Genomic DNA, 12,973 nt, shown 5'->3' on the forward strand with positions numbered 1-12,973 from the left:
ATCTCATGTCGAAACGCCGATATATTTCAATTTACGCCGATATCTCATGAGAAACGGTCGATATATTTCAATTTGCGCCGATAAAATTTCATGTACTTTTATATGCCTATTAATGTTTGAAATGACGTACACCCGTGAACACCATCGTAATCCCATATTCATCCGCTTTTTTAATCGAATCTTCGTCACGGATTGACCCGCCTGGTTGAATGATTGCTGTAACCCCCGCTTTCGCAGCCTCTTCTACTGTGTCTGGCATCGGGAAGAACGCATCGGATGCTAAGGCGCTACCTTGCGCTTTGCTACCTGCTTGCGAGATTGCAATTTTTGCAGAACCAACACGATTCATTTGTCCAGCGCCAACACCCATTGTCATATTATCTTTTGCTAGTACAATTGCATTTGATTTTACATGTTTTACAACTTTCCAAGCTAATTTTAAGTCGTTCCATTCTTGCTCTGTTGGTTCACGTTTTGTAGGAATTGTGATTGTCTCTTCATTTAGCTCTAACGTATCTTCTTCTTGAACAAGAAGTCCACCTTGAACAGAAGTTAGTTTTTTACTTGCGCTTGTTGTCTTCTCCATATTTACCGTTAACAGACGCAAGTTTTTCTTACTTTGCAATACTTCTAAAGCCTCTTTCGAAAATGAAGGTGCAATAATAATTTCTAAGAAGATTTCATGTAATTTCTCTGCCACACGTTTATCAATTTCACGGTTCGCTGCAATAATGCCGCCGAAGATTGATACTGGATCCGCCTTATAAGCACGTGTATATGCTTCATGAATATCTTCTCCAACACCAACTCCGCATGGGTTCATATGTTTTACAGCGACTACCGCTGGTTCTGTAAATTCTTTCACGATGCTAAGCGCTGCATCTGCGTCATTGATGTTGTTATAAGATAGTTCTTTTCCGTGCAATTGCTCTGCATATGCAACAGAAGAAGCCACCGCAAATGGTGCTTTATAGAATGTTGCTTTTTGATGTGGATTTTCCCCATAACGTAAATCTTGCTTTTTCTCGAATGTTACTGTTAATGTTTCTGGGCTTTCTTCTCCCATTTGTTCCGTTAAATAGTTTGAAATTAGTGCATCATATGCCGCTGTATGACGGAACACTTTCGCTGCTAATTTACGCTTTGTTTCGTCTGTAACCTCACCTTTTTCTTTTAACTCAGCTAATACAACGTCATAATCTGCTGGATCTACAATCACTGATACAAATTTATGATTTTTTGCGGCTGAACGAATCATTGTTGGACCACCGATATCAATATTTTCAATCGCATCAGCAAATGTTACATCAGGCTTAGCAATCGTCTCTTTAAATGGGTATAAATTTACAACAACAAAATCAATCGGCTGAATGCCTAATTCACTCATCTCTGCTACGTGCGTTTCATTATCACGTACTGCAAGTAATCCACCATGAATATTTGGATGTAATGTTTTGACACGACCATCCATAATCTCTGGGAAACCTGTTACTTCAGAAATTCCAATTACTTGTAAGCCATTTTCTTCTAATAATTTTTTCGTTCCACCTGTTGAAATCACTTCAATTCCTTGTTCAAGCAAACCTTTCACGAATTCTACTACTCCTGTTTTATGAGAAACACTTACTAATGCACGCTTTTTCATTTCTTTTACACCCCTATTTAACAGTTAATTCTTGCATGGACTTCATGATGTTGTTCACCGTATCAATGTACAATCTATGTTCAACTTGTTGAATTTTCTTTTGCAAATTATCTCTCGTATCATTTGCAGAAACCTGCACTGCTTCTTGTGCAATAATCGGTCCCGTATCCATCCCTGCATCAACATAATGAATCGTTACTCCAGTGACTTTCACGCCTGCCTCTAATGCTTGACCAACAGCATCTTTACCTGGAAAGCTCGGTAATAACGATGGATGAATATTAATGATTTTTCCCCCATATGCTTCTAGCAATGTCGGTCCGATAAGACGCATATATCCCGCTAAAATAACAAAATCAATCTCGTATTCTCGTAACTTTTTTAATATCTCTTTTTCAAACGCTTTCTTTGATTCATATGCTTTCGCCGAAAAAGTAAAGCATGGAACATGATGATAATGCGCTCTTCCGATAACACGCGCCTCGGGTTGATCACATACTAGCAAACTAATTTCAGCATGTAATCTATTTTCTTCTACTGCGTTAACGAATGCTTGGAAGTTAGATCCGCTTCCAGAGGCAAAGATTGCCAATCTATTCATGATCTATTCCTCCATTAAAAGTAACACCTGATCCTTTTACAGTGCGTCCAATGATATACGCTTTTTCTCCTTGTTCTTCCAGAAGACGAACAACCGCTTTCACGTTTTCTTCTTTCACCACTACTACCATACCAATACCCATGTTAAAAATATTGAACATTTCCTTCTCATCTATCTTTCCAACCTCTTGAATTAGGCTGAAAATCGGTTGAATGTTCCAAGATCCAAGGTCAATTTCTGCTCCAATTCCTTTCGGTAACATACGTGGAATATTTTCAATAAAACCGCCACCTGTAATATGTGCCATACCGTATACTTCACATTTCTTCAATAGTTCTAAAATAGGTTTGACATAAATTTTCGTTGGCTTTAATAGTTCTTCGCCAAGAGGTAGTTCTAAACGACCATATATACGGTCTAATGATAACTGTCCGTCTTCTAACAACACTTTACGCACTAAGGAATAACCGTTACTATGAATTCCACTAGAGGCTAAACCAATTAATACATGACCAGCTTCAATCGAATGGCCTGTTACAATTTTCTTTTTGTCAACAATACCGACCGTAAAGCCTGCTAAATCGTACTCCTCATTGGAATACATACCCGGCATTTCTGCTGTTTCCCCGCCAATTAGTGAACACCCAGCTTGCCGACAACCTTCCGCTATCCCTTTGACGATGTGTTCAATTTTACTTGGCTCAGCTTTACCACAAGCAATATAGTCAAGGAAAAATAACGGTTCTGCTCCTTGAACAACGATATCATTTACACACATTGCTACTGCATCAATGCCAATTGTGTCATGTTTATCTGCCATGAAAGCGAGCATTAACTTTGTACCTACACCATCTGTTCCTGATACTAATACAGGTTCTTCGAATGACAATTTTGATAAATCAAACATACCTCCAAAACCGCCTAGACCGCCTAGCACTTCTTTTCTCATTGTTGTTTGTACGTGTTTTTTCATGCGAGATACCGCTTCATATCCAGCTTCAATATCTACTCCTGCTTGCTTATACGCATTCGCCATCGTTTTTTACACCTCGTCTTTTAATTTCTCCCCATCCAGGGCGACCGTTTTCAGAAAGAAGCTAGCTTCTACATAGAAAGAAGTAGAAGCTGCTTTTCTTTTTTATTTCATACTTTCTAAAAGTTCTTGCTCATAATCGTAAAGAGCAGTCGGATAATCTCCATTAAAGTAAGCCATGCACAATCCGCCGTATTTCCCTTCATATGGACGTCCAATTGCATCTACTAATCCATCTTCACTTAAAAATGTTAGAGAATCTGCACCGATGATTTGGCAGATTTCCTCTACAGAGTGATTTGCAGCGATTAATTCTTTTCTCGTTTGAATGTCAATGCCATAGAAACATGGATACTTAAGAGGAGGAGAAGCAATTCTTACATGCACTTCTGTCGCTCCTGCTTCACGAAGCATGCGAACAATCCGCTTACTTGTTGTCCCTCTTACAATTGAATCATCAATCATGACAACACGTTTCCCTTCAACTACACCACGTACTGCAGAAAGCTTCATTTTTACCCCTTGCTCACGCAACTCTTGGGATGGTTGAATAAAGGTACGTCCGACGTAACGGTTTTTAATTAACCCTAATTCATATGGAATTCCCGTTGCTTCTGCATAACCAATGGCTGCTGAAATACTAGAATCGGGTACTCCTGTTACAACATCTGCCTCAATAGGTGCTTCCATCGCTAAACGTTTTCCCATATTTTTGCGCGCCGCATGAACATTGACGCCGGCAATATTAGAGTCTGGTCGTGCAAAATAAATATATTCCATACTACAAATTGCGTGCTCTACTTCATTTGTAAAACGATCTACTTGAATCCCTTCATCATTAATGATTAGAAGTTCTCCCGGTTCAACATCACGAATATATGTTGCGCCAACTACATCGAAAGCACATGTTTCAGATGCTACAACATAGGCATCCCCCATTTTCCCAATTGAAAGCGGGCGGAACCCATTTGGGTCTAGTGCAACAATCATTTCATTACTTGTTAGTAACAAATATGCAAATGCACCTTTTACTTTATTTAACGCATCCTTTACACTCTCGATTAATGACCCTTTCGTATTCCGCTTAATTAAATGTAGCAATACTTCTGTATCTGAACTTGTTTGAAAGATACTTCCTTCTGCTTCTAATTCACGGCGAAGCATTTTGGCATTAATTAAATTCCCGTTGTGAGCTAATGCCATACTATGATCAGAGAAACGGAATAGTAATGGCTGAACGTTTGCTACTTCACTTCCGCCTGCTGTTGCATAACGCACGTGGCCAATGGCTGATTTTCCATTTAAACCTTCTAACTCACCTCTTGAAAACACTTCTGATACTAAACCTAACCCCTTATGACCAATAATTTTCTCCCCACTATTCACAACAATACCTGCACCTTCTTGCCCACGGTGCTGTAAACTATGCAATCCGTAGTACGTAACTTGTGCTGCATTTTCATGCCCCCAAATTCCGAAGATGCCACATTCTTCATTTAACCCCTTTATTTCAGCAAGCATGGGATTGCCCCTTTCCAAGCCTTTCTCATTTCATCAACATTTGCTGTAAGTAGTACTTCATTTTCTTCATTATGAATTGTGACTTCATTTGTATTTGTGACTTCACCAACTTGAATTGCTTCTACTACTTTTTCAAACGCTTCTTGTTGTTCACGTTTTACTGTTACAACAAAACGAGATTGTGATTCTGCGAATAATGCCGCTGTTGCCTCCCCAGCTAATTTCACAGTAGCACCTAAGCCTTTCGCACCAATTGCACTTTCAGAAATCGCAACTGCCAATCCGCCTTCTGCAACGTCATGTGCAGATTGAACAAGTCCCGCTTGAATTGCTTCTAGTAATTGTTTTTGACGTTTTGATTCTACTTCTAAATCAATGCTTGGTGATTGACCGAAGATTTTACCGTACATCATCTTCTGCAATTCACTTCCACCAAATTCAGCTTTCGTTTCACCCATTACATAAATAAGATCCCCAGCTTGCTTAAATTCTTGTGTTGTGACATGTTTTAAATCGTGAACAAGCCCTACCATTCCAACAGTTGGTGTTGGATATACCGCTTCACCGCTACGTTCGTTGTACATTGATACATTTCCACCAATAACTGGAGTTTGTAATGTACGACAAGCTTCGCTCATACCATCTACTGATTTCTCAATTTGCCAGAAGATCTCTGGTTTCTCTGGATTACCAAAGTTTAAGCAATCTGTGATTGCAAGTGGTTCCCCGCCAGAACATACGATATTACGTGCAGCTTCTGCTACTGCAATTTTACCGCCCATTTCAGGATCTAAGTAAATATAGCGAGAGTTACAGTCCGTTGTGATTGCTAATGCTTTCTCTGTACCACGTACTCGTACCACCGCTGCATCTGATCCTGGTGTAACAACTGTACTTGTGCGTACTTGATAATCATACTGATCATATACCCATTCTTTACTTGCAATCGTTGGTTGTTGTAATAAAGCTAGTAATGTTTCTTTATAATTATCTACTTTTGGCGTCTCCATTTTCATTTCTTGAAACTCTCTAAAATATGCTGCCTCTTTTGAAGGTTTATGATAAATTGGCGCTTCTTCTGCTAATGCATCCGTAGGTACTTCTGCTACCATTTCACCTTTATGGAATAAACGAAGCATTTTATCTTCCGTTACTTTTCCCATCGCAACTGCTGCAAGTCCATATTTTTCAAATAACTCTACAACTTCTTGCTCTCTACCTTTTTTCACCACAATCAACATACGTTCCTGTGATTCAGATAACATCATTTCATATGGTGTCATACCTGTTTCACGCTGTGGTACATCATCTAAATACATTTCAATACCCATTCCCGCTTTACTTGCCATTTCCGCAGAAGATGATGTTAAACCCGCAGCGCCCATATCTTGAATTCCAACAAGCGCATCAGATTGGATTAACTCTAAGCATGCTTCAATAAGAAGTTTCTCCATAAACGGATCGCCTACTTGTACTGCTGGACGTTTTGCTTCTGAACTCTCAGATAGTTCTTCTGATGCGAAAGTTGCACCATGAATGCCGTCGCGTCCTGTTGAAGCACCGACATACATAACCGTGTTACCAGCACCATGTGCTTGCCCTTTTTTAATATCTTCATGATGAATTAAACCGACGCACATTGCATTGACAAGTGGGTTTCCTTCATAACATGGATCAAATTGTACCTCTCCACCAACAGTTGGAATACCGATACAGTTACCGTATCCTGCAATCCCTGCAACTACTTCTTCAAATAAATATTTCACGCGTGGTGATTGGAGTTCACCGAAGCGCAGTGAGTTTAATAACGCAACTGGACGTGCTCCCATAGAGAATACATCACGAATAATACCGCCAACACCTGTTGCTGCACCTTGATACGGCTCAATTGCCGAAGGGTGGTTATGACTTTCCATTTTAAATACAACCGCTTGATTATCACCAATGTCTACAATACCTGCACCTTCTCCAGGTCCTTGTAATACGCGCTCTCCTGTTGTTGGAAACTTGCGAAGAACTGGTTTTGAGTTCTTATAACTACAATGCTCTGACCACATAACCGAGAAAAGCCCTGTTTCCGTATAGTTCGGCAGACGTCCTAAAATCTTTTCAACCATGGCAAACTCTTCGTCTGTTAGCCCCATTTCCGCATATATACGTTCTTCTTTAATTTGTGTTGGATTTGGTTCAAGCATTAACGACATATGTTTCCCTCCAATGTTTCAAAATAGATTGAAAGACTTTTAATCCTTCAACGCCGCCAAGAATTTCATTCACAGCACGCTCTGGGTGTGGCATCATGCCAAGTACATTACCTTTTTCATTTACAATACCTGCAATATTTGAAACGCTTCCGTTTGGATTGTCTACATAACGGAATGCAATTTGATTCTTCTGCTCTAATTCTTTAAGAGTTGCTTCATCACAATAATAATTTCCTTCACCATGTGCAATTGGGATATGAATGATTTCTCCCTTGTCATATTGCGATGTAAACATCGTTTCATTATTTTCAACACGTAACTGAACAGTTCGGCACATGAATTTTAAGTTTTTATTTCGCATCAATGCACCTGGTAATAATCCTGATTCAACAAGAATCTGGAATCCATTACACACTCCTAAAATGGGCTTTCCTTGTTCAGCAGCTTTTTGCACTGCTTTCATTGCATTCGCAAATCGAGAAATGGCACCGCAGCGAAGGTAGTCACCATAAGAGAATCCCCCTGGTAAAAGAATCGCATCATATTCGTCTAAGTTCTCTACATCATGCCAAACATAGTCTACATCTTCGCCAAGCTCATCTTTAATTGCATGAAACATATCAACATCACAGTTCGAACCTGGAAAAACGATTACGGCAAATTTCACTGTGCGACAACCTCCTCAATTTCATAACGGAAATCTTCCATTACAACGTTTGCTAATAGTTTTTCACACATTTCTTTTACCTTTCTATCAAGGTCAGTTACTGATTTATCAATTGTTAATTCCATATATTTACCAATACGCACATCTTGTACTTCTGTAAAGGAAAGGCTGTGAAGAGCACCTTTCACCGCTGTTCCTTGTGGATCTAATACGCTCTCTCTTAATGTTACATATACCTTGACTTTATACATGTGAAGCTCCTCCTAAACGTTTTAAAATTTCTTCATATGCCTCCGTTAAATTCCCTAAATCACGGCGAAATACATCTTTATCAAATTTCTCATTGCTCTCTTCATCCCATAAACGACAAGTATCTGGTGAAATTTCGTCTGCTAATACAATCTTGCCTTCCTCTGTAATACCAAACTCTAATTTAAAATCTATTAACCTTACACGGCAGCTTGCGAAATGCTCAATCAACACTTGATTGATTTGTAGAGCCTTTTCTCGTAATATACTTATCTGCTCTAATGTTGCAACGTTTAACACACGAATATGATCTTCTGTTACAAGTGGATCTCCTAAATCATCATCTTTGTAGTAAAATTCTACGATTGGTTTTGTAAGCGGTATTCCCTCTTCCATTCCTAATCGTTTGGAAAGACTTCCTGCAATGACGTTTCTTGTAACAACTTCTAATGGAATAATACTTACTTTTTTCACAAGTTGTTCTGTATCTGATAGTTTCTTTACAAAATGCGTTTCAATTCCTACTTCTCGCAACTTTCTGAATAAAAGAGTTGTAATTTCATTGTTCAGACGACCTTTTCCTGTAATCGTCGCTTTTTTCTCCCCATTGAAAGCAGTAGCACTATCTTTGTACTCTACCCAAACCATATCCGCTGCTTCTGTACGATAAATTCTTTTTGCCTTACCTTCATACAGCAATTCTAGTTTTTGCATTTCGCAAGCCCCCTGTAGTTTGAAAAATGTGAATAATAATTTTATAAAGAATGGCACAGAATACCCCTATTCTGTGCCATATAAAATTTTCAGCTTAGTTTAGTCCAAGACGTTCAAAAATGGTATCAACATGTTGTAAGTGATGTTCATAGTTGAAACATTCATTGATTTCTTCTTGTGTTAACTTGCTTGTAATACGCTCATCTGCTTCTACGAGATCTTTGAATTGTACTTGTGTCTCCCAAGCTTCCATCGCCTTAGGCTGTACGATATCATAAGCTTCTTCACGTACCATACCTTTGTCGATAAGAGTAAGCATGACACGTTGCGAATAAATTAAACCGTATGTTCTTTGCATATTGCGTTTCATGTTCTCTGGGAATACCGTTAAGTTCTTCACGATATTACCGAAGCGGTTTAACATATAGTTTAATGCGATTGTTGCATCTGGTAAGATAACACGCTCTGCAGAAGAGTGTGAAATATCACGCTCATGCCACAATGGAACATTTTCATAAGCTGTTAACATATAACCGCGAATAACACGTGCCATACCAGTCATATTTTCAGACCCAATCGGATTACGTTTATGCGGCATAGCAGAAGAACCTTTTTGACCTTTTGCGAAAAATTCTTCTACTTCACGAGTTTCACTCTTTTGTAAACCGCGAATTTCAACTGCCATCTTTTCAATCGATGTGGCAATCAATGCAAGTGTTGACATGTAATGCGCATGGCGATCACGTTGCAATGTTTGTGTAGAAATTGGCGCTGCTTCTAATCCTAAGTTTTCACAAACATATTTTTCTACAAATGGATTAATGTTTGCATATGTACCAACTGCACCAGATAATTTACCGACGCGAACTGTATTAGCTGCTTGCTTGAAACGTTCTAAATTACGTTTCATTTCTTCATACCAAAGACCAAGTTTTAAACCAAACGTTGTTGGTTCTGCATGAACACCATGTGTTCTCCCCATCATAACTGTGTATTTATGTTCTTTCGCTTTATTTGCTAAAATCTCAATAAAGTTTTCTAAGTCCTTTAATAAAATTTCATTTGCTTGTTTTAAAATATAAGACAATGCCGTATCTACTACATCTGTTGATGTTAAACCGTAGTGAATCCATTTGCGTTCTTCCCCTAATGCAGGTGTTTCTGATACTGCACGAGTAAATGCTACTACATCATGACGTGTTTCTTTTTCAATTTCATAAATACGATCCATATTAAATGATGCATTTTCGCGAATTTTTTTCACATCTTCTTTTGGGATTTCACCAAGTTCCGCCCATGCTTCACAAGCTAAAATCTCCACTTCCAACCATGCTTTAAATTTATTTTCTTCCGTCCAAATCGCACCCATCTCAGGGCGTGTATAACGACTAATCATCTTTTTCCCTCCAACAGTTGTTCTTGATGGTCCCAAATATGCAAACTGCGCGCTTTTTCTAGAGCCACTTCGATATTTTCATTCAAAATATTAACATGCCCCATTTTACGCTGTGGCTTTGCTTCTTCTTTTCCATACAAGTGTAAATAACACCCGGTTAATCTATTCACTTGTCTTAGGACCCCTTCTATATGTTCGCCTAAAATGTTTACCATGACAACTGGTTTTAACAAATTTGTTTCCCCAAGAGGTAAATTACAGATTGCTCGAATATGCTGTCTAAACTGACTCGTTTCACATGCATCAATTGTGTAATGACCGGAATTGTGAGGCCGTGGAGCTAATTCATTAATATAAATTTCACCATCAACTGTAGTAAACATTTCTACTGCTAGTGTTCCCACTAACTGAAGTTCATCCGCGAGTATCTGCGCATATTGAATTCCTTTTTGGGAAAGTTCTGCTGTAATACGAGCTGGTACGATTGATTCATGTAAGATGTTATCTACGTGAATATTTTCAGCCACTGGGAATACCTTTGTTTCCCCGCTTACACTGCGCGTTACAATAACCGATATTTCTTTTTCAAATGGCACCCATTTTTCTAAAATGCACTCAGATTTACTAATCAGTTCACTTGCTCTTGCAATATCAGCCTCGCTTTTTAAAACAACCTGGCCTTTGCCGTCATATCCTCCCGTTGTTGTTTTTAATACACAAGGGAAAGACAGTTCCCTAATTGCCGTAAGAAGCTCATCTTGCTTTTGAATGAGACGATATGGTGCTACTGGCAAACCAGCTTCTACAATCGCATTCTTTTCTGTAAAACGATTTTGAGTTTTGAATAGCAGTTGGCTTCCTTGTGGCAAATATGCATACTTCTCAAGCCACTGTAAGCATCTATAATTAATGTTCTCAAATTCATATGTAACAACATCGCTTATTTCCGCTAAATGCTGTATCGCTTTTAAATCGTCATAAGCGGCTACAATTTCAATATCAGCAACTTGTGCACATGGAGAATGTCTTGTTGGATCTAAAACAGCGATTTTATACCCCATTTCCTTCGCCGCTAAAGCCATCATTCTTCCAAGCTGACCGCCGCCAATGATTCCAATTGTTTTTCCAGGTAAAATGATTCTCGTCATATTAGCTCACTACCTTCACGCACATTTTTCTCAATTGCTTCTCGTCTCAGTTGTAATGCATCATGTATGTCATCATAAAATGAGCCAAGTATTTGTGCCGCAAGTAATCCTGCATTTATGGAACCAGCCTTTCCAATTGCAACTGTCGCAACTGGAACTCCCCCTGGCATCTGAACAATAGATAATAATGAATCCAAGCCATTTAACGCTTTTGATTGAACAGGCACACCAATTACAGGAAGATTTGTCTTTGCTGCAACCATTCCTGGTAAATGAGCAGCGCCTCCAGCTCCAGCGATAATCACTTTTAATCCACGCTCACGAGCAGTTTCTGCATATTCAAACATATAATCCGGAGTCCGATGAGCAGATACAACTTTCTTCTCATACGGAATTTTCAATTCATCTAAGATGTCACAAGCATATTTCATTGTTTCCCAGTCTGACGTGCTTCCCATTATGACTCCAACTAGTGATTTCATATTAGAATCCCCCCGATTCAAATAAAAAAAGCCTGAAATAGAACATTTCTCTTACTATAAGAGAAAGCGCTCTATCCAGGCATACGTATCCCTTGTGAATAGAAAATACCGAGTGACTTTCCCTCATAGTCTAACGAATAACGGTCGTTAGGTAGAGACTTGCAGGCCATAACCCCGCGATTATATGAGGTGCGATATAATATTGTTTCTATGGCTATATTAACAATATTCGGTAAGCGATGTCAATAAATAATCGAATGTTTTTTTACAAACACTAAAAAAACGTTCGTGTTTTAGTTATTTGTTTACATATTTATGTGAATTATTATTAATATAAAAGAATTTTAAGTAGTTCTCTCATGTATACATATTGCATCTTCTTTTTATGCTCTTACAGATTTTGCGATACGGGAAAGCCCATATCGTACTTTCGTCCGCCTTTAGGCATGGGATGAAAGTATCGCTTTTTTCATACTTTTTTCATACTTTATTCATAGTCATGCAAAAGACTCTAAAACGACTGTTCTCTGAAAACAGAATACATATGAGGTTGGAGTAGTGAATTCTTCTACTCCGTAAAATGTATTAAGTCGTCAAGAACAAGACGTAAAAACATTTGAGAACCAACAATCTGACTCGTTTGTGCCATAGGTGCTATAGAGCGGTGATGGCACACCGCACTCTTGCACATCAAGCGATACCAGAAACGTGCTTCGCCTTTCGTAGCAAGAATCTCACTGGCATTGGCCAGCTTGCCCTTTAGGGGTAGAGTGTCAATAAGTAATCTTGATAAGTTATAAGCAAAAACTGAAATTGTTCTCTAGCATGTTAAATATTTTTTCTATTCCTTACCTTTAATTAGGAATTTATTACAATCAAACGCGAATATTTGAATGTTAAATATAAATAACAAAAAAACCTAAGTCAAATTGACTTAGGTTTTTGCTTGGCGACGTCCTACTCTCACAGGGGCAAGGCCCCAACTACCATCGGCGCTAGAGAGCTTAACTTCCGTGTTCGGTATGGGAACGGGTGTGACCTCTCTGCCATCATCACCAAACTATTGAAGGTATATTCCTTCAAAACTAGATAACACTCATGTAGTTCTTAGCGTAATCTAGCTCCAACGGCTAGATCCTCCGGTCATTTCACCACCCTCGGTCGGGGGTTCCAATGCCCTACGGCTCTGAACAAGCCGTTTCCGCTTTTTTTATTGGTTAAGTCCTCGATCTATTAGTATTCGTCAGCTCCACGTGTCACCACGCTTCCACCTCGAACCTATCAACCTGATCATCTTTCAGGGATCTTACTAG

11 protein-coding genes, 2 rRNA genes and 1 riboswitch are annotated in these 12,973 nt (G+C 38.9%); all 13 genes read right to left on the bottom strand.

Translation table 11 applies throughout. The features are described 5' to 3' along the window. Positions 1-109: 109 nt before the first annotated feature. Positions 110-1,645: a bifunctional phosphoribosylaminoimidazolecarboxamide formyltransferase/IMP cyclohydrolase gene (purH, locus tag MR063_RS14300; RefSeq protein WP_242198779.1), complete on the bottom strand. Its 1,536-nt coding sequence runs from the start codon at positions 1,643-1,645 to the stop codon at positions 110-112. 13 nt (positions 1,646-1,658) lie between these two features. Continuing rightward, on the bottom strand, positions 1,659-2,246 hold the full coding sequence (gene purN, locus MR063_RS14305) for a phosphoribosylglycinamide formyltransferase (protein ID WP_242198782.1): 588 nt from the start codon (positions 2,244-2,246) through the stop codon (positions 1,659-1,661). Beyond that, entirely contained in the window at positions 2,239-3,282 is a 1,044-nt protein-coding gene (gene purM, locus MR063_RS14310) for a phosphoribosylformylglycinamidine cyclo-ligase (protein WP_242198784.1), read from the bottom strand. The genes purN and purM overlap by 8 nt, the downstream gene beginning before the upstream one ends. 102 nt (positions 3,283-3,384) lie before the next feature. Beyond that, positions 3,385-4,800 (bottom strand): amidophosphoribosyltransferase, encoded by a 1,416-nt coding sequence (gene purF, locus MR063_RS14315; RefSeq protein ID WP_242144303.1) that lies wholly within the window; start codon positions 4,798-4,800, stop codon positions 3,385-3,387. Then, positions 4,785-7,004: a phosphoribosylformylglycinamidine synthase II gene (gene purL, locus MR063_RS14320; RefSeq protein WP_242198786.1), complete on the bottom strand. Its 2,220-nt coding sequence runs from the start codon at positions 7,002-7,004 to the stop codon at positions 4,785-4,787. The genes purF and purL overlap by 16 nt, the downstream gene beginning before the upstream one ends. Beyond that, positions 6,988-7,671, bottom strand: a complete 684-nt coding sequence (gene purQ / locus MR063_RS14325) for a phosphoribosylformylglycinamidine synthase subunit PurQ (RefSeq protein WP_242198788.1) — start codon at positions 7,669-7,671, stop codon at positions 6,988-6,990. The genes purL and purQ overlap by 17 nt, the downstream gene beginning before the upstream one ends. Continuing rightward, positions 7,668-7,922 carry a phosphoribosylformylglycinamidine synthase subunit PurS gene (gene purS, locus MR063_RS14330; protein ID WP_011983393.1) on the bottom strand — a complete coding sequence of 85 codons (255 nt, stop codon included), beginning with the start codon at positions 7,920-7,922 and terminating at the stop codon, positions 7,668-7,670. The genes purQ and purS overlap by 4 nt, the downstream gene beginning before the upstream one ends. Beyond that, positions 7,915-8,634 carry a phosphoribosylaminoimidazolesuccinocarboxamide synthase gene (gene purC / locus MR063_RS14335; RefSeq protein ID WP_242198789.1) on the bottom strand — a complete coding sequence of 240 codons (720 nt, stop codon included), beginning with the start codon at positions 8,632-8,634 and terminating at the stop codon, positions 7,915-7,917. The genes purS and purC overlap by 8 nt, the downstream gene beginning before the upstream one ends. A 94-nt stretch (positions 8,635-8,728) precedes the next feature. Continuing rightward, positions 8,729-10,030 carry an adenylosuccinate lyase gene (gene purB / locus MR063_RS14340; RefSeq protein WP_242198791.1) on the bottom strand — a complete coding sequence of 434 codons (1,302 nt, stop codon included), beginning with the start codon at positions 10,028-10,030 and terminating at the stop codon, positions 8,729-8,731. Further along, complete coding sequence (gene purK / locus MR063_RS14345) at positions 10,027-11,178, bottom strand: 5-(carboxyamino)imidazole ribonucleotide synthase (protein WP_242198792.1); 1,152 nt, start codon at positions 11,176-11,178, stop codon at positions 10,027-10,029. Before purK ends, purB begins: the two co-directional genes overlap by 4 nt. Then, positions 11,175-11,660 (bottom strand): 5-(carboxyamino)imidazole ribonucleotide mutase, encoded by a 486-nt coding sequence (purE, locus tag MR063_RS14350; protein WP_242198794.1) that lies wholly within the window; start codon positions 11,658-11,660, stop codon positions 11,175-11,177. The genes purK and purE overlap by 4 nt, the downstream gene beginning before the upstream one ends. 106 nt (positions 11,661-11,766) lie before the next feature. After that, positions 11,767-11,868: riboswitch (purine riboswitch) on the bottom strand. 736 nt (positions 11,869-12,604) lie between these two features. Beyond that, positions 12,605-12,720, bottom strand: a 5S ribosomal RNA gene (rrf, locus tag MR063_RS14355). Between the two features lie 153 nt (positions 12,721-12,873). Beyond that, positions 12,874-12,973, bottom strand: a 23S ribosomal RNA gene (locus tag MR063_RS14360); the annotation flags it as partial.

The organism is Bacillus cereus group sp. BfR-BA-01492, assembly GCF_022662815.1.
Taxonomy (GTDB): domain Bacteria; phylum Bacillota; class Bacilli; order Bacillales; family Bacillaceae_G; genus Bacillus_A; species Bacillus_A cereus_BD.